Source organism: Barnesiella sp. An55 (assembly GCF_002161555.1).
GTDB lineage: Bacteria > Bacteroidota > Bacteroidia > Bacteroidales > Barnesiellaceae > Barnesiella > Barnesiella merdipullorum.
The window spans coordinates 14,463-32,111 of the sequence record NZ_NFHZ01000006.1; the positions used below are offsets into that span (position 1 = coordinate 14,463).

Consider the following 17,649-nt stretch of genomic DNA (forward strand, 5'->3'; position numbering starts at 1 on the left):
AATGAAAAGATTTATAAAGACACTGGGCATATATTCGTTGATTTGCGGAGCCACGGTCACTGCGATACCCTCGTGTACCGACGGATTCACCGATATCAATACCAACCCCTTTGAAACGCCCTACGAACCGGGAACCAGTACGGGCGACAGCATAAATACCACCGACATCAGCATGCCCGATACCATCTCTCAGGAAGAGCTTGCCCGCCTCAAGGAGAATGTATCGACCATCGGGCAGGTATTCAAGAACTTCACCTACCAGGGTCTGGTCGATGACTATCAACGCTCGACCAACCTCACCCACGACATCTATGCCGGGTATTTTGCCAACAACACCAACTTTATCAACAACTCGCCCAACTACGTCTATACCCAGGACTGGTCGGCCCGCCGGTGGGACCACTTCTACAAAGACCGTTCGGCCGAGTACAAGACACTGGTCAATACCTTCTACTATGTCGATCGGGAGGCCTACAAAAATGCCTTCTACATGACCCGCATATACTATGCCTTCCTGGCCTCGACCATGACCGACACCTATGGCGAAATGCCTTTTGGCGTTTACGTGCAGGGTAAGGCAGCCCCCGAGAAATGTCCCTACAACACCCAGGAGGAGGTCTATGACATGATATTCAGAATGCTCACCGAGGCAGCCGACAGCATCCAGCCCGGCCAATGCTCCTTCAAGTTTGCCGACCGGGAAGACAAATGCTACAACGGCGACGAAGCCAAGTGGGTGCGCTTTGCCAACACGCTGCGTCTGCGTCTGGCCCTGCGCATCTCGAACGTAGATCCCGAGCGTGCCCGTAAAGAGGGCGTCGCTGCCTTGAATCACCCCGGCGGACTCATGATGTCGCAAGACGACCGCATGCGCACCGTACCCAACTATGCACCCGTTTCCATGGGTGGCGAGGATGACAGCGGTCTCGAAAACGAAGTGGCCAACTGCGGTTTCCGCTACAGCGACGTAGTCATGTCGCTCGACATGGAGCAGGCCTACAAGAACCTGGGCTCGGCCCTGGATCCCCGATGCCGCATCTGCTGGTATCGTCCCACCCCGAAAAACTTCCTCGAAGTGGGCCGCGAAATGAACACCGACTACAAAGGCTGTGCAATAGGCGACAACAACATCTCGCACGAAACCAACGTATATTCGCCCTTGAAGTGCAACCACCACGAGGGCAAGGTATTGAACGACAACTACTGGTTCGGTTACTGCCGCGAATACCTGTGGCTGGGATATGCCGAGTGCAAGTTCCTGCTGGCCGAAGCCCAGTTGCGTGAGTGGACCTATGCCTACGGTTCGGCCGAAGAGCTGTTCAAAGAGGGTATCCGCGAATCGTTCAACTACTACCACATGGCCGACAGCGCCGACATCTATATCAACCGACTCAACATCTACAACGGCACCCAAGAGAATCCCTTTGCCGGCAGCAACAAGGAGGCCCAGCTCGAACAGATTATCACGCAGAAGTGGCTGGCCGTATTCCCCAACGGCAATGAGGGATGGGCCGAGTTCCGCCGCACCGACTACCCGCGCCTGAACAACCATTTGAGCAACAAAGACCCCAACATAGCCAACGGCAAGTTTATCAAACGCGTGAGCTACTCGACCGACGAATATGCCTACAACATCGAGAATGTACCCGAGGGCGTGAACCAAAGCACCCGGGTATGGTGGGATGTCGAAGATACCAACAACAGCAACGGCGAACGAAACACGCCCAACAACTTCAGGTAATAATCCAATTATATAAATCGATATGAATATCAAAAAAATCGTTGGAGCACTGCTTTGCTCCCTGGCTGTCATCACAGCCTTTGCCCAACAGCCATACGGCGGTTGCTGGCACCCCGACTACATCAAGGACTGGACCCCCGAAAAGGACCCCGATGCCAAGTTCAACCGCAGTACCGTGAAACTGCAACCCCGCATCGCCGACGACAACATCAAGGCCAATCAGTACCAATACACCGAAGGTCAGGTAGCCGTCTGTCTCACCATGAACCCCATGTGTAGCATGACCCCCTCGCAGGGAGCCAACAACTTCATCGGCTACAACCCCACCTATTGGCAATATATGGATATGGTTATCTGGTGGGGCGGCTCGGCCGGCGAAGGTATCATCGTTCCGCCGTCGGCACCCGTGATCGACGCCTGCCACATGAACGGCGTGAAGATTCTGGGCAACGTCTTCTTCCCCCTCAAGCATATAGTGGCGACCCGGCTTGGGTAAAACAGATGTTGACCAAAGAGGGCAACACCTATCCCTATGCCCAGAAAATGTATGAGATTGCCAAATACTACGGCTTCGACGGCTGGTTCATCAACGAAGAGACCTACGCATCGACCGAAAGCGACTGGGTAGAGTGGATTAAATACTTCTACCAATGCGCCGAAGCCGACGGCAACTACGACATGTACATCCAATGGTACGATGCCAATCTGTATGTAAACAACTCGTTGGAAATCTTGAAAGCCAACCCCAACACGTCGTTCTTTGCCAACTACGGCTCGGCCGGCGACATAAGCATCTCGCAAAACCGCAGTCGCATGGATGCTGCCGGCGTCGATATGGATGCCTACTTCGAGAAACTCTACTCGGGTATCGAGCAGGCCCAAGGTGGTCTCACCGGTAATGCCCAGAGTTTCCAGGCCTGTTTCCCCAAGACCGGTCACGCCAGTTCGTTGCAGATTTTCAACCCCGAAGAGCCCATCTGGAAAAAGGTCGTTGAAGGGATTCTCGACACCGAGAACAATTGCGGCACCAGAGCCTACAGCGCCATGAATACGGTATTCTCGAACGAAGCCCGTTACTGGACCAACGCACAGAACAATCCCGCCGACATCACCGACCGCGACAATACCTACCCCAACCCCTGGCCCGGACTGGCCAACGCCATTCAAGAGCGCAGTACTATCCAATCCAAACCGTTCGTTTCTGCCTTCAGTGCCGGCTTGGGTAAATACCGTTTCGTCAACGGTGAAAAACGGGGTACGCAAGACTGGTATCACCGCGGCATGCAAAACATTCTGCCTACCTGGCGCTGGTGGGTCGAGACTACTTCGAGTGACAAACTCACCTTCGCACTGAACTGGGACGACGCCTACAACTTCGGTACAAGCGTGGTGGTTACGGGTACCCTCACAGCCAATGCCGATCACCTCACCCGCCTCTACAAAACCAATATCGCCATCGAAAACGGCGATAAGGTTCAACTCGTCTATAAGACCTCGAGCACCGGAACCATCGAGCTGAAACTGGCCGACAAGACCAATCCCAGCGCCTTCTCTACCTTTGCGCTGAATACCGTATCGACCAGCAATGGCTGGACCGTGGCCGAAGCCGATATCTCGTCGATGGCCGGCAAAACACTGGCTGTCGTTGCCCTCAACTTCCGATCGGGTACCACCATCAGCAACTACACCGCCACACTGGGTCAACTGGGTATTTTGCATGGTTCTTACTCGGCCTCGGCAAAGGTTTCGAACCTGCAGTCTCAGAACTCGCTGCAAGAAGAGATCAGCGACATTCGTTTGGTTTGGGATGCTCCCCAGTCAAACGAGGTCGATCACTACGACATATACCTCACCCGCAACGGTGAAAAAGTCCTCGTAGGCCAAACCCGCGACGAGGGTTTCTATATCCCTAAATTCACCCGCACCACCGGCGAAGAATCGGTAGAGGTGAGCGTAGTCACCGTGATGAAAGATTTGAAAGAGAGCGAAGCCGAGACACTCACCCTCGAGTATCCCGAGATGACCGTTTCGGATGTGTCGATCGTAGCCTCGCCTACCCTGGTAAAAGTGGGCGAAGAGGTTACCCTCACGGCCGTAGCCAACAAATATCCCGACTCCTATGAGTGGGTATTGCCCACAGGTGCCTCCATTGTTTCGCAAGAGGGTAACACCGCCAAGGTAACCTTCTCGCAAGAGGGTTCCTACTCGATTACCGTCAAGGTGACCAACCCCGTGGGTGTAGCTACCGAAACCAATACCGGCCTCATCGAGGTAAACAATACCAAAAATATTTCCAACGTAGCCCTGGGTAAAGATATTGAGGATGTGAGCGGCGAAATTGCCGCTTCGGGCGAGGTTGCTACCAACCTGCTCGACGGCCGCAGCGAGGGCTGCTCGGTTCACCAAAAGTGGTGCGTGGGCGGTGCCAAAGAACACTGGGTAATCATCGACCTCACCCAATCGTTCCAGCTGTACAAGTTCCGCATTGTCGATGCACAGGTAAACGAAGGCGGCACCGACAACCTCAACAGCTACAAGATTCAGTTGAGCAACGACCTCGAACATTGGACCGAGGTAGTCAATACGACCGGGCGCAGCGCTGAGAACTATCACATCGACTGGATTAAACCGACGGTAGCCCGCTACATCAAGTTTATCCCCTACGACAACGACGCTCCTATCACCATCCGCATCTGGGAGTTCGAAGCCTATGGTGCCGAAGGTGCCGCTTCGCTGTCGTCCATCTCGGACCAGACTCTCGAGACCAACTCCTCTATCTCGGTAAAAGCCGGCTACTCACTCGGCGGTGCCGCAAAAGAGGATAACTTTGCCATCTCGTTTGTCTCGGAAAATGAAAGCATCGCCACCGTCTCCGACCTGCAAGTGGCCGAAGACGACACCTACACCTTCACCATCAACAGTGGTAGCGAGGTGGGCAAGACCAACATTACGGCTACCATGATAAACGGCGAGTATCAGAAGAGCGTATCGTTTGCCGTCACCACATTCGACGCCTCGATGACCAACCTCATCTCTCACATGTCGCCTTCGTCGGTACAAGAGGGTACCGACAAACCTGTCGCCAACGACAAAGGCACGCTGGCCAACCTCACCGACGGTAGCCACTCGACAGCCTACCTGCCCGACTTCTATGCCACAGAAGGCCAGTCGGTACGTTTTGTCTATACGTTCGACGCTCCCAAGAGTGTCAGCCGCTTCCAGGCCTACTTCCTGGAACCCGACAATGTCGAAACCGCCCTGCCTACCGAAGTGAAATTTGAAATCTCGGGGAACGGTACCGACTTCGACGTAGTCAACACGGCGGCCTCGGGTTCCGACGTATCGTACAACCTGCCTGAAGCCCGCGATGCCAAGGCGGTAGCCTTTACCATCGGCCTCGGTTTCTGGATGACCACCCCGATTGCCGAACTCGAAGTGTATGGCAAGGATGGAACGGCTATCGACGAAGCCACTGTAAGCCGTGTGCTGGTAGCCCCCAACCCCGTCAACCAGGGCGAAAAGATGGCCGTAGCTGCCGAACGGGCCGAAAGCATCGAAATCTATTCGATGCAGGGTGCTTTGGTGAAAGCCGAACGGGCCGAAGAGACCATCACCTTCGTTACCACCGACGACCTCACCCCGGGCATCTACTTCATGGTTGTCAAGGGTGCCGACTACACCGAGACCGTGAAAGTGATTGTGAAATAACGACCCCCTTCAGGTACTGCTCCTCCATCGAGGCTGCAGTACCTGCTATCATAGAGAGCGCCCCGGAAGTTCCATAGAACTTCCGGGGCGCTCTTCTTATACTTTTTATACTTTACTCTTATGGATTGGAACTCGACTATCAATGCTCAAAAACGAGCTGCACCTTTTTGGCCCCCAGGCGAGCCTGCAACCACTTTTGGAACTGCTCCTGCTCAGTAACCGAGAAGGCCCGCGAATATCGCACGACGGCCAACGTAGTGGTATCGCGCACATCGGTCTCGATGCTGCTGAAGATGGTCTTGGAAATAGCGATATCGGTCACATTGGGGAAGAGCACCTTGATCTCGGGAGCCACCGCAATGCCCACCGAATCGTATTGCTGGTAATGCGAGGTCTCACTCTCCAGCGAGTCGATGACCTGTTGCTGACGGGCTATCTGCTCCTGGTTGTGCAGATAAATATCCTTGAACATCGTGCTGCTGAGCGTGGTCATATCCATCGCATTGGAACCATATCCCTGGCGCACCTCGAGCACAGCTCCCGCCAGACCATACTGCGGCAACCGGGCCTGTGCCACGGCAATGGAGTCTTGAGGCACCTCGGCCCCCACCAGCGACACTTGTATGATACGTTTCCCGTGTTCCATCACAGCATTCTTACTCAACACCTGAGTATTGGGATAATTGAAGTTCTGCGAGACAAAACGCGAAGCGGACACCTCGAAAAGATTCTCCTTCACCATATTATAGGTGAGGTAGATACTCGGGGCCATCGTGAGAATAAGAATCGTATAGACTATGCGCTCGACCTTCTTGCGACGCTCGTCGTTGACAAACTCTTTCTTCGAATACTTCAAGAGTTTCACTCCCAGAGTCGTGGCAAAGGCAATGAATACCGAGTTGATGAAGAAGAGATAGAAAGCACCGAAAAAATAGTAGAGGTTGCCCGTGGCCAACCCGAATCCGGCCGTACACAACGGAGGCATCAACGCCGTGGCTATGGCGACACCGGGCAGCACGTTGCCCTTCTGTTTCGACGACATGGCCACGATGCCGGCCAATCCGCCAAAGAAGGCGATGAGCACATCGTAAATCGTTGGCGAGGTGCGGGCCAGCAACTCGCTGCGGGCTTCGTTCAAGGGCGAAATCCAGAAATAGACCGTCGAGGTAATCACACTGAAGAGGGTGGCTACCGCCAGGTTGCGGAACGACCGCTTGATAAGTTCGTAGTCGTTGATACCCAACCCCAGCCCTATACCCATGATAGGGCCCATCAGAGGCGATATCAACATGGCGCCGATGATGACCGCCGCCGAGTTGGTATTCAACCCCAGCGAGGCAATAAAGATGGCAAATACCAAGATAAGAATAGTCGAGCCCTTAAACTCGACTCCGGCCCGAATAGCCTCTACCGAGGCGGCCTCTTCTTCCCGATCCTGACTCAAGTCAAGATAGTGGGCCCTGAATCGTTTGACCCACTCGACAAAGTTGGAAAATGACATATGATCTATGATTAAAATCGGCCAGCCGTCCCCTCCTCGGCTGAGGAGGATTACGACTTGGACACAAAACGTTTCAATCCCGGAATTTCGCTCAGCGGCAGGTCATGACGGAACAGATAGACCAGGAACACAGCCAGGAGTACCGTGCGGAAAGCCAACCGCAAAACAAGCGACTCGATAGGCACCACCGTGCCAATGACATAAAGCACAGCCGTGAGCAGCGTGTAGCGCAACGCATTGCCCAGCTCATACTTGATGGGATAGACCTTCTGCCCGATGAAAAACGAAGCCAGCATCATGCACAGGTAGCACACAAAGGCGGCCCAGGCACAAGCCATATAGCCATAGCGCGGCACTCCCACAATATTGATTACGGCCGTAATCACAAAGCCAAACAGCGAAAACCAAGCCCCCCACTGGGTGCGGTCGGTGAGTTTGTACCACAACGACAGGTTGAAGAATATCCCGAAGAAGAGCTCGGCCAACATGACGATAGGTACCACCTTCAATCCGGTGCAGTAGGTTGCCGGCATAAAGAAACGCACGATGTCGATATAGAACATCACTCCCAGGAAGATGAACAGCCCGAAAATGATGAAATATTTCATCGCCTCGGAGTAGGACTTCTTGTTCTCGTTACCGGCCTCCTTGTTGCGGGCAAAGATGAACGGCTCGTAGGCAAACCGGAAAGCCTGTGTAAACATCACCATCACAATCGCTATCTTATAGACGGCCCCGTATATACCCAGCTCCGACATGGCATCGGGGCGACTCGCTGCCAGCACTGGATAAAACATTTTATCGAATGTTTGGTTCATAATGCCGGCAATACCCAGGATGAGCAACGGGAAAGAGTACTTGAGCATACGCGACAGCAACTGGCCGTCGAAACGGTAACGCACCCCGAATATCTCGGGGAAGAGCACCAGCAACACCACGCCCGAACTGATGACATTCGACACCAGGATGTATCCTACCAGAAAGTCGGGGTCGAAGAACCACGAAATCCACTCGGGGTGAATCTCATACAACCACGGACACAGCAGGATAAAAAACAGATTGAGCGCTATGTTGAGGAATATAGACAACAACTTGACGGCGGCAAACCGAATGGGCCGACGCTGGTAACGCAGATAGGCAAACGGCAGCGCCGTGAAGGCGTCGATGGCGATAATCAGGGCCATCATCAGCACATAATCCTCATGTCCGGGATAGCCCAGCAGGCGCGACAGCGGCGAGAGAAAGAGCCACACCAGTACGAAAAAGAGGGTCGAGGTGGTAGCCAGCGAGATGAGGCCGGTGGTATAGACCCGCTTGGGGTCCTTCTCCTGCTTGTCGTTGGCAAAGCGGAAGAAGCCCGTCTCCATGCCGTAGGTGAGGATAATCAACAGCAAAGCCATGTAGGCATAAAGGTTGGTCACGATGCCATACTCGGCCGTCGTCTTCAACACATTCACATAGAGGAATACGAAACACCAATTGAGAAACCGCCCCAATATACTGCTCAAACCGTATATCGCGGTATCCTTCGCCAAACTCTTCATGCCGGCCATAAGCGTCTATTTTCTTGATTAAAACAATGTGCCCTGTTCCGAAAAGCGGTGACGGTTCAAGTGGGTATAGGCCAAATCGGTCACCTCGCGTCCCCGGGGCGTACGTTTGATAAATCCCTCCTTAATCAAATAGGGTTCATACACCTCCTCGAGCGTACCGGGATCTTCGCCCAGAGCCGTGGCGATAGTCGTGAGTCCTACCGGCCCCCCCTTGAACTTGTCGATGATGATGGAGAGAATCTTGTTGTCTATTTCGTCGAGACCATACTGGTCGATATTGAGCGACTCCAAGGCATAACGGGCTATCGTCAAATCGATACTCCCCGACCCCTTTACTTGGGCAAAGTCGCGCACACGACGCAACAAGGCATTGCCTATACGGGGTGTTCCACGACTGCGCATGGCAATCTCGGTAGCCGCCTCGCGGGTGCAGGGCACGCCCAGCAGACTCGACGACCGCTCGATAATGTGTGTCAGCACCGAGTGGTCGTAGTATTCGAGGTGGCAGTTTATCCCGAACCGGGCCCGCAACGGACTGGTGAGCAAGCCGCTGCGTGTCGTGGCTCCTACCAGCGTAAAGGGGTTCAGCTCGATTTGTATCGAGCGCGCACTCGGCCCCTTGTCGATCATGATGTCGATGCGGAAGTCTTCCATGGCCGAGTAGAGATACTCCTCTACCACAGGACTCAACCGGTGTATTTCGTCGATAAAGAGCACGTCGTTCTCCTCGAGCGAGGTCAACAGCCCGGCCAAGTCGCCCGGCTTGTCAAGCACCGGTCCCGAAGTGATTTTGAAACCCACCCCCAACTCGTTGGCCACGATGTTGGCCAAGGTGGTCTTACCCAGCCCGGGAGGGCCGTGCAGCAACACATGGTCAAGAGGTTCCTTACGCATGCGAGCGGCCATAACGAATACCCGCAGGTTCTCGATAATCTTGTCTTGCCCGCTGAAATCGTCGAACGACAAGGGACGCAACGCCTTCTCGAATTCCCGTTCGGTATCCGATATCCTTTGTTCCCGTATGTCAAATCGATTATTTTCCACAGACTATTTTACGTTCACCGTAATTCGACAGCAAACTTAGCAATTTATTTTGTGATTACCGTCATTTTACGCCTCTAAACTCTTGCGCCGGCGCTTCAAGGCCTCTTTCCGCTCGATGCGCGTCCAGAATTCCCGGTATGCCACCAACGCCTCTTCGACCGAGACTGCTTCGTCCCAACCGCGCAACCGGGCATACTCGGCCACCACATAGCGCACAACAGCCTCGTCGTGGCAGAACCGGTTGAAGTTGGCCAAACACATCTTGGGGGTCATGCGCACAAACCGCATGCGGTTGAGGTCAAGAATCGAGAAACGAATCTGGTCGCCCTGCTTGTCGAACAAGATATTGCCGGCCGAGTAATCGAGGTGCAACACCCCTTTCTCATGCACATCGGCCGTAAAGGCGGCAAAGGCCTTGAGAATATCTTCGCGTCCGGCCACTCCGCCACTGTCGAACTCGCGCATCATGCGAGGATAAGGGCAGGTTTCCGACACGAAAAAGGAGTGCCACAGCAACCCGCCCCGCTTGATTTCGATATAGGCTACCGGCGTTGGGGTCTCGATGCCCATGTCATGCAACCTGAGGGCATACTCATAGGCCCGCTTGGCCTTGCCGGGGCGAAAAAACGTATAGGCAACCCGGTTGACAAACAGGGGTACTTTGTAACTTTTTACCACATAACTCTGCCCTTCATACGAGAATTTACGCAACTCATTGCGGGCCTTGTAAATGCACTCTCCCAAGGTAGGAAACGAGAGAGGCAGTTCCTGCATAAACTTTTCGAGCCGGCGATATGACGGATTCAATACCAGTTTCATCTTCTTGCTCCCGAATAATTATTTATCTATATCCTAAACGTATCGGGAGAGCCACAGAGACCTACCCGATACAACTGTTACACGTCTGAAGCCTTCTCGCGCAGGCTTTTCACCCGCTCGACAATGACGGCCGGGGCAATCTCGAGACAGGCATAGTCCTTGCGATGGCACGGCTTGTTGCCGAAGATGGAACAGGGACGACAGTCGAGCGACAACTGCACCGCATTTGCCTCGCTCTGGTGCCAGCCCAGAAAACCACAGCAGGGATGCGTGGCTCCCCACACCGAAACCACCGGCACCGCTACCAGTGAGGCCAGATGCATATTGGCCGAGTCCATCGACACCATCACATCGAGATGGCTCATCAGGGCGAGCTCTACGGCAAATCCGTGGCGCTTGTCGGCCAGGGTAATGACATGCGGGTAACGCTCTTGCCACACGGCCAGGATGTCGCGCTCACGCTCACCCGACCCGAAAAGGAAAAGTTTCACATGTCGCTCGGCCGACAACTTGGCCACCACATTCTCCATATGGTCGAGTGGATAGATTTTGCCTTCGTGCTTGGCAAAAGGGGCTATTCCTATCCAATACTCTCCCGGCATCTTGGGGGGAGTGAGGTTGGAGTACAACCCCTCGTCGCCCTTCGCATCGCCATAGAGCGAATGGAAGTCGGGCGTAAACTTGAATCCCAGCGAGGTAAACACTTCGCCATACCGGTCGAACGACGTCCGCAACGGCTTCAACTCGCCATGCTTGTGGCGGGCCGTGAGTCGCTGTTTCTCCTGGCGGCCTTTATCGATAACGGCCACCCGGATACCCCACCACTTGAACAGGATACGCAGGAACTTGGTTCGCAGCACGTCGTGCAAATCGGCCACCGCGTCAATCGACAAGGCCCGCATCTCCTTGGCCAGTTCATAGAGCCCGCCGAGACCTTTGTGACGTCCCTTTACATCGGCCACCACCACTTGCAAATTGCGCGGAGCCTGTATGAAAAGCTGCGAGGCCACCTTTTGGGTGAGCATGACAAACGTGGTGTCGGGGTTGGCCCGGCACACCGAATAGATAACAGGAATGGTCATGGCAACATCGCCCAGGGCCGACAGACGAATCATCAAAACTTTACGATACGACATATTCCGCCCCCTGTCACTTTTTGTACAAAACCGGGTTCAGTGCCGGGTCGTTATACATTTTCATCTGTTTATACACCTTCATGTATTTCTTGCCGGCCTCTATCTCATCCAACAGTTGGTCGATGGCCGTGGACAGGTCGGAGCGTTGCTCAAGCAGGATGCGCAACTTGGCCCTGCACTTCTCCACATGCTCGGGCGAAGCATCCTTGCGCTCAACCTCCTGCTGCATGTGATAAATCTTCACGGCCAGAATCGAGAGGCGGTCGATGGCCCACGCAGGGCTCTCGGTATTGATGGTAGCGTCGCTCTTCACCTCGACACCGGCATATTTTTTCAGGAAATAGTCGTCGATCATCTCGACCAGATCGGTGCGCTCCTGATTCGATTTATCGATTCTCCGTTTGATGGCCAAGGCCTCCCGAGGATCGATATCGGGATTCCGGATAATATCTTCCAAGTGCCACTGAACCACATCGATCCAGTTCTTCAGACACAGATAATACTCTATGCTACCCTCGGCATAAGGATTTTCGAGCGTGGCATCCACGTTATCGAACCGATGGTAATATTGCGTGGTGTTCCAAAAAATGTGATTACAGGTTTCTGCAAAAGTCATAGTTCTCAAAGATTAATAAGCGCATCTATCTCCACTGCCAAACGTTTCCCGATAAGCATAGTGCGCCTTTGTTTCATTTTACAAACATAACAATACTTTTACGAAAAATCGCTATTTCACATATATAAAAATAGTTCTTCGATACAATGCCACAAAAAATTCGTACTTTTGTTTGTATAAAAAGCAGATAGCCATGACAACAATTCCATACATCGTAGCCGATAACAAGATACCCTATTTAAAAGGTGTTCTCGAGCCTTATGCCCGCATCGACTACCTGTCGCCCGATCGAATGGATGCCAACGCTGTACGCGACGCCGACATTCTTTTAATACGTACACGCACCAAATGCAACCGCGACCTGCTCGACCAGAGCCGGTGCCGATATATCGCCACGGCCACCATCGGCTACGACCACATCGACGCCGGTTATTGCCGCGAAAAAGGCATCGAATGGAAAAACTGCCCCGGCTGCAACGCCGCTTCGGTGGGTCAATACATACTCGCCTCGCTGCTGGCCTGGAGCAAAAGTCACCGCAAGCCACTGCACGAATGCACGTTGGGTGTCGTGGGCGTAGGTCATGTAGGCACCATCGTCGCCCGCTATGCCCGCCTGCTGGGCATGCGGGTACTCCTCAACGACCCTCCGCGTGAAGAGGCTGAAGGGCCGGCCGAGTTTACTCCGCTCGCAGAGATTTGCCGCGAAGCCGACATCATCACCTTCCACACTCCGCTCACCCGTGGCGGGAAGTACCCCACATTCCATCTGGCCAGCACCCCCTTCTTCGACGCTCTCGAGAAATCGCCCCTGCTCATCAACACGGCTCGTGGCGAAATCGTAGAGACCGAAGCCCTGAAGAGAGCCTTGAAGCAGAAACAGGTTTCGGCCGTGGTACTCGACTGTTGGGAAAACGAGCCTCACATCGACAGGGATCTGCTCGACCAGGCCTTCATCGCCACCCCCCATATTGCCGGCTATTCGGCCGATGGCAAATCGACCGCAACCCGCATGATTGTCGAAGCCGTAGGCCAGTGGATAGGAGTTCACATTCCCATCCAACACATCACGCCCCCGGCTCCGGCTCAGCCTCTCATCGACTTGACCGGCGTATCTACCCCTTTGCAAAAAGCGATATGGGACACCTACAACCCCTTCGACGACGACCTCAGGCTGCGCAAGTCGCCCGAGACCTTCGAAATGCAGCGCGGGCTCTACCCCCTGCGACGAGAATTCGGTGCCTACCACATCAAAGGAGCCTCGACAACCGACCGCATGGTTTTAGAAAAATTAGGGTTTAACTTCGAGTAAATATACATATTTTAGAAGTGAGCCCTTCAGGAAAAAGAATTGTATTTCGCAACAAAAACCACCTGTTTTAGAGCAGTAAGAGGTAGAAAAATTGCCTATTTTTGCACAAAAATTCGTCATGTGTGCAAAAAATGAGTAATTTATAAGGGAAAATTTTTTTTCTTCGGAGAAAAATATATTCCTTTGCAGTTGCAAAAAATAAGAACGTTAATTTATTTATTAATTAAAATTTAAAAATTATGTCTGACGTAGCATCAACAGTAAAAGAAATTATCGTAGAAAAATTAGGTGTTAAAGAATCAGAGGTAACTCCCGAAGCAAACTTTACCAATGACCTCGGTGCTGACTCTTTGGACACTGTTGAAATGATCATGGAATTCGAAACCAGATTCGATATCAAGATCGCCGACGATCAAGCCGAGAAAATCACGACTGTAGGTGAGGCTATCGCTCACATCGAAAAAGCTATCGCAGAGAAAGAGAATAAATAATTTATGGAGCTTAAAAGAGTTGTAGTAACAGGTCTTGGTGCAATCACTCCGCTGGGAAATGATGTTCCCTCTACATGGGATGCCCTCCTGAAAGGAGTAAGCGGAGCAGGACCTATTACGCTTTTCGACGCATCTGAATTCAAGACTCAATTTGCTTGCGAGGTAAAGAACTTCGACCCGCTGAAATACTTCAGCGCCAAGGAAGTGCGTAAGCTCGACCGCTACACCCAGTTTGCTTTGGCCGCTACACAAGAGAGCATGGCCGACTCAGGTCTCGATCTCGAGAAAGTAAACAAAGACCGTGCCGGAGTCATCTTCTCGGCAGGTATTGGCGGTATCAGCACCTTTGAGCAAGAGGTAGGGAACTATGCCGTTGCCCCCGAAAAAGGGCCTCGCTTCAGCCCCTTCTTCATTCCCAAGATGATTGCCGATATTGCAGCAGGACAAATCTCCATGCTGTATGGATTCCGGGGTCCCAACTTCGGTATTGTATCGGCCTGCGCATCGTCCACCCACGCCCTCATCGACGCCTATAACTATATCCGTCTGGGCAAAGCCGACTTGATCGTATCGGGTGGTGCCGAAGCTGCAATCACGGTCTCGGGAGTAGGTGGATTCAATGCCATGCACGCACTCTCGACCCGTAACGATTCGCCCGAAACGGCATCGCGTCCGTTCAGCGCCTCGCGCGACGGTTTCGTCATGGGTGAAGGTAGCGCCTGCCTTATTCTTGAAGAACTGGAACACGCATTGGCCCGTGGGGCTAAAATCTATGCCGAAGTAGTAGGTGGCGGCATGTCGGCCGACGCTTATCACCTGACGGCTACCCACCCCGAAGGCTTAGGTGCCAAACTCGTGATGCAAAACGCTCTCGACGATGCCCACATGGCTCCCGAAGAGATCGACTACATCAACGTACACGGTACCTCGACTCCTGTTGGTGACAAATCAGAAGCCAAAGCGATTTTGGAAGTATTCGGCGATCACGCCTATGACCTCAACATCAGCTCGACCAAGTCGATGACCGGCCACCTGCTGGGTGCTACCGGTGCACTGGAGGCCCTCATCTGCGTGAAGACCATCGACGAAAGCATCGTTCCCCCCACCATCAATCATGCCGAGGGTGACGACGATCCCGAAATCGACAACAAACTGAACTTCACCTTCAACAAGGCTCAGAAACGCGAAGTCAATGCAGCCCTGTCAAATACCTTTGGTTTTGGTGGACACAATGCAAGTATAATCGTAAAGAAATTCACGAAATAAACAAACGTGCTTAAAACGATTTATAACCGTATAAGGCTCCTTATGTTACGTCATAAGGAGCCTTATGTTCTTTATCATGACCTGTTGGGATTCTGGCCCAACAACATACGCCTCTACGAGATTGCCTTCCTGCACAGCTCCTCGTCGATTTGCGAACAGGGACGGCGCATCAACAACGAGCGCCTCGAGTTCCTGGGCGACGCTATTCTCGACGCCATCGTCGCCGACATACTTTTCCACCGGTTCGACAACCGCAAGGAGGGCTTCCTCACCAACACACGGGCCAAAATCGTTAAACGTGAGTCGCTCAATGCCATTGCCCTGAAAATTGGGATAGACCGTTTCATCACCTATTCGATGCACATCAGTTCCCACAACAGCTACATGTATGGCAATGCCCTCGAAGCCCTCATCGGAGCCATCTATCTCGACAAGGGGTATGACTTCTGCAAACACTTTATCGAAACCCGCATCATCGACTCGCTCATCGACCTCGAGAAGATTTCGAAAGAGGAGAGCAACTTCAAGTCACGCCTTATCGAATGGTGCCAAAAGCACAAAATCGACATCCAGTTTGCGCTGGTCGAGACTCTGGTCGATAAAAACAACAACCCCATATTTCAGTCACAGGCCCTGCTGGGCGGATTGTCGGGTGGCATAGGCATAGGCTATTCCAAGAAAGAGTCGCAACAGAACGCAGCCCATACGGCCATCGAACGCCTCCGCAAAGACAAATCCTTTATGCAACTGGTACTGGCTACCCGCCAAAGCGAAAATCCCGAAATTGTCACAGAAAAAACACAAGACAAACAATAGAATAACGAGGGAATTAGCTATTTTTGCTTCTCATTGAAAACTTGCGACACATGAATCTCACAAAGTTGCTACGCCCGGTGTTCGACAAACGCCTCTCTCAAATAGACCGTTATGCCGACTATGGCGACATCATACAACAAGAAATGCTTATCGACCTGATTCGAAAAGCCCGAAAGACACAATTAGGCTCGACCTATCGGTTCGACGAAATATCTTCCTACAAAAGTTTTACCGAGCGTGTACCCATCAGCAGTTACGAAGAGCTGAAGCCCTATATCGAGCGCACCATGCAGGGCGAACAGAACATCCTGTGGCCCACCCCTATACGTCACTTTGCCAAATCGTCGGGAACGACCAACGACAAAAGCAAGTTCATACCGGTGAGTGCCGAAGCCCTGCGCTATTGCCACTACCAGGGGGGTGCCGACTGTGTGGCTCTATATCTGCGCGAGAACCCCGAGAGCCGCTTCTTCTCGGGCAAAGGCCTCGTGCTGGGCGGAAGCCGGGCCCAGAATCCTTTCGGGAAGGCCTACTGCGGCGACCTCTCGGCCATCCTCATTCAGAACATCAGCCCCCTGGTCAACCTCATCAGAGTCCCCTCAAAAAAGATTGCGCTCATGAGCGAATGGGATGCCAAGCTCGAGGCTATTGCCAACAGTACCATCGGGAGCGACGTGACCAACCTCTCGGGTGTTCCCTCGTGGTTTCTCGTCCTCATCAAACACATCTTGAAGAAAACCGGCCGGCAAGACCTCTCGGAGGTGTGGCCTCACCTCGAGGTATTCTTCCACGGAGGCATCAGTTTTGCCCCCTATCGCGAGCAATATCTCCAGCTTATCTCCAGCCCCCGGATGCACTATGTCGAGACCTACAACGCCTCTGAAGGCTTCTTTGCCGTGCAGAACGACCTCTCTACGCCCGGCATGCTACTGCTCATCGACCTGGGCATCTTCTTCGAGTTCATCCCGTTGGGAGAAGGCAGCGAACGGGCTGTCCCCCTGTGGGAAGTCGAAGCCGGGCGAAACTACGAACTGGTCATCACCTCAAACGGCGGCTTGTGGCGCTATCGCATGGGCGACACCGTGAAGGTGCTCTCGACCCACCCGCTGAAGATATGCGTATCGGGTCGCACCAAACACTACATCAATGCCTTCGGCGAGGAGCTGATGGTCGATAATGCCGAGCAGGCCATTGCCCGCACCTGCGAGCAGACGGGAGCCAGCGTGCTCAACTACACGGCGGCTCCGGTATATATGACCGACCACAACAAGGGGCGACACCAATGGCTCATCGAATTCAGCAACCTGCCTGTTCCCGTCGAGGAGTTTGCCCGACGGCTCGACCAGAACCTGCAAGACCTCAACTCCGACTACGAAGCCAAGCGCTTCAAGAGCATCGCCCTCGAATGTCTCGAGGTCATTCCCGCCAAAGCCGGCATATTCGACGACTGGTTGCGCGACCATAACAAACTGGGCGGCCAACACAAGATTCCCCGCCTCTACAACCAGCGCGACATTATCGAGGAGATACTCCAGTACAACAACCGATAATTGACAGAGAGAGGGCCCCAGATTAGGGTCATCCCCTCTTCATCCCCCAATAAAAGTAACGAGAGCCGCCCTGCATGGCAGAGCGGCTCTCGTTGTCTA

Annotated in this window: 13 protein-coding genes and 1 pseudogene; 8 read left to right on the forward strand and 6 right to left on the reverse strand. The window is 53.2% G+C overall.

The window, feature by feature from the left end; genetic code table 11:
* Position 1 precedes the first annotated feature (1 nt).
* The 3 genes and pseudogenes from B5G10_RS05030 (at position 2) to B5G10_RS12940 (ending at position 5,449) form a co-directional block, all read left to right on the forward strand.
* Positions 2-1,741, forward strand: coding sequence for a SusD/RagB family nutrient-binding outer membrane lipoprotein (locus B5G10_RS05030; protein WP_087423652.1), 1,740 nt, complete (start codon positions 2-4; stop codon positions 1,739-1,741).
* 346 nt (positions 1,742-2,087) lie between these two features.
* Positions 2,088-2,908: pseudogene (locus B5G10_RS12935) on the forward strand (hypothetical protein); the annotation flags it as partial.
* A gap of 852 nt (positions 2,909-3,760) precedes the next feature.
* On the forward strand, positions 3,761-5,449 hold the full coding sequence (locus B5G10_RS12940) for a discoidin domain-containing protein (RefSeq protein WP_343285886.1): 1,689 nt from the start codon (positions 3,761-3,763) through the stop codon (positions 5,447-5,449).
* Between the two features lie 139 nt (positions 5,450-5,588).
* Here B5G10_RS12940 and B5G10_RS05045 read toward each other — a convergent pair whose 3' ends face one another.
* The 6 genes from B5G10_RS05045 to B5G10_RS05070 all read right to left on the reverse strand — a co-directional run bounded on the left by B5G10_RS05045 (position 5,589) and on the right by B5G10_RS05070 (position 12,118).
* Positions 5,589-6,950 (reverse strand): TIGR00341 family protein, encoded by a 1,362-nt coding sequence (locus tag B5G10_RS05045; protein WP_087423655.1) that lies wholly within the window; start codon positions 6,948-6,950, stop codon positions 5,589-5,591.
* A 50-nt stretch (positions 6,951-7,000) separates the two neighbouring features.
* The gene (locus tag B5G10_RS05050; RefSeq protein WP_087423656.1) at positions 7,001-8,503 is read right to left on the reverse strand and encodes a polysaccharide biosynthesis C-terminal domain-containing protein; all 1,503 of its coding nucleotides are present in this window, start codon (positions 8,501-8,503) and stop codon (positions 7,001-7,003) included.
* 18 nt (positions 8,504-8,521) lie between these two features.
* Entirely contained in the window at positions 8,522-9,547 is a 1,026-nt protein-coding gene (gene ruvB / locus B5G10_RS05055; RefSeq protein ID WP_087423657.1) for a Holliday junction branch migration DNA helicase RuvB, read from the reverse strand.
* 66 nt (positions 9,548-9,613) lie between these two features.
* A complete protein-coding gene (locus B5G10_RS05060; protein ID WP_087423658.1) occupies positions 9,614-10,366 on the reverse strand; it encodes a lipopolysaccharide kinase InaA family protein in 753 nt (250 codons plus the stop codon).
* Positions 10,367-10,443: 77 nt separating this feature from the next.
* Positions 10,444-11,502, reverse strand: coding sequence for a glycosyltransferase family 9 protein (locus B5G10_RS05065; RefSeq protein ID WP_087423659.1), 1,059 nt, complete (start codon positions 11,500-11,502; stop codon positions 10,444-10,446).
* Between the two features lie 13 nt (positions 11,503-11,515).
* The gene (locus B5G10_RS05070; protein WP_087423660.1) at positions 11,516-12,118 is read right to left on the reverse strand and encodes a DUF4254 domain-containing protein; all 603 of its coding nucleotides are present in this window, start codon (positions 12,116-12,118) and stop codon (positions 11,516-11,518) included.
* A gap of 193 nt (positions 12,119-12,311) precedes the next feature.
* Between B5G10_RS05070 and pdxB the strand changes: the two genes are divergently transcribed.
* The 5 genes from pdxB to B5G10_RS05095 all read left to right on the forward strand — a co-directional run bounded on the left by pdxB (position 12,312) and on the right by B5G10_RS05095 (position 17,550).
* A complete protein-coding gene (gene pdxB / locus B5G10_RS05075; protein WP_087423762.1) occupies positions 12,312-13,427 on the forward strand; it encodes a 4-phosphoerythronate dehydrogenase PdxB in 1,116 nt (371 codons plus the stop codon).
* 239 nt (positions 13,428-13,666) lie between these two features.
* Positions 13,667-13,918 (forward strand): acyl carrier protein, encoded by a 252-nt coding sequence (locus B5G10_RS05080; protein ID WP_087423661.1) that lies wholly within the window; start codon positions 13,667-13,669, stop codon positions 13,916-13,918.
* A gap of 3 nt (positions 13,919-13,921) precedes the next feature.
* Positions 13,922-15,184, forward strand: coding sequence for a beta-ketoacyl-ACP synthase II (gene fabF, locus B5G10_RS05085; RefSeq protein WP_087423662.1), 1,263 nt, complete (start codon positions 13,922-13,924; stop codon positions 15,182-15,184).
* Positions 15,185-15,226: 42 nt separating this feature from the next.
* Complete coding sequence (gene rnc / locus B5G10_RS05090; protein WP_087423663.1) at positions 15,227-16,000, forward strand: ribonuclease III; 774 nt, start codon at positions 15,227-15,229, stop codon at positions 15,998-16,000.
* A 50-nt stretch (positions 16,001-16,050) separates the two neighbouring features.
* Positions 16,051-17,550 carry a GH3 auxin-responsive promoter family protein gene (locus tag B5G10_RS05095; protein ID WP_087423664.1) on the forward strand — a complete coding sequence of 500 codons (1,500 nt, stop codon included), beginning with the start codon at positions 16,051-16,053 and terminating at the stop codon, positions 17,548-17,550.
* The last annotated feature ends 99 nt before the right edge of the window (positions 17,551-17,649 follow it).

Excerpts from the sequence above, each read along its gene's own strand:
- B5G10_RS12940 (WP_343285886.1), top strand. The coding sequence starts at position 3,761 with ATGACCGTTTCGGATGTGTCGATCGTAGCCTCGCCTACCCTGGTAAAA.
- B5G10_RS05070 (WP_087423660.1), bottom strand. The coding sequence starts at position 12,118 with ATGACTTTTGCAGAAACCTGTAATCACATTTTTTGGAACACCACGCAA.
- pdxB (WP_087423762.1), top strand. The coding sequence starts at position 12,312 with ATGACAACAATTCCATACATCGTAGCCGATAACAAGATACCCTATTTA.
- B5G10_RS05060 (WP_087423658.1), bottom strand. The coding sequence starts at position 10,366 with ATGAAACTGGTATTGAATCCGTCATATCGCCGGCTCGAAAAGTTTATG.
- B5G10_RS05050 (WP_087423656.1), bottom strand. The coding sequence starts at position 8,503 with ATGGCCGGCATGAAGAGTTTGGCGAAGGATACCGCGATATACGGTTTG.
- rnc (WP_087423663.1), top strand. The coding sequence starts at position 15,227 with ATGTTACGTCATAAGGAGCCTTATGTTCTTTATCATGACCTGTTGGGA.
- B5G10_RS05030 (WP_087423652.1), top strand. The coding sequence starts at position 2 with ATGAAAAGATTTATAAAGACACTGGGCATATATTCGTTGATTTGCGGA.
- B5G10_RS05080 (WP_087423661.1), top strand. The coding sequence starts at position 13,667 with ATGTCTGACGTAGCATCAACAGTAAAAGAAATTATCGTAGAAAAATTA.
- fabF (WP_087423662.1), top strand. The coding sequence starts at position 13,922 with ATGGAGCTTAAAAGAGTTGTAGTAACAGGTCTTGGTGCAATCACTCCG.
- B5G10_RS05065 (WP_087423659.1), bottom strand. The coding sequence starts at position 11,502 with ATGTCGTATCGTAAAGTTTTGATGATTCGTCTGTCGGCCCTGGGCGAT.
- B5G10_RS05095 (WP_087423664.1), top strand. The coding sequence starts at position 16,051 with ATGAATCTCACAAAGTTGCTACGCCCGGTGTTCGACAAACGCCTCTCT.
- B5G10_RS05045 (WP_087423655.1), bottom strand. The coding sequence starts at position 6,950 with ATGTCATTTTCCAACTTTGTCGAGTGGGTCAAACGATTCAGGGCCCAC.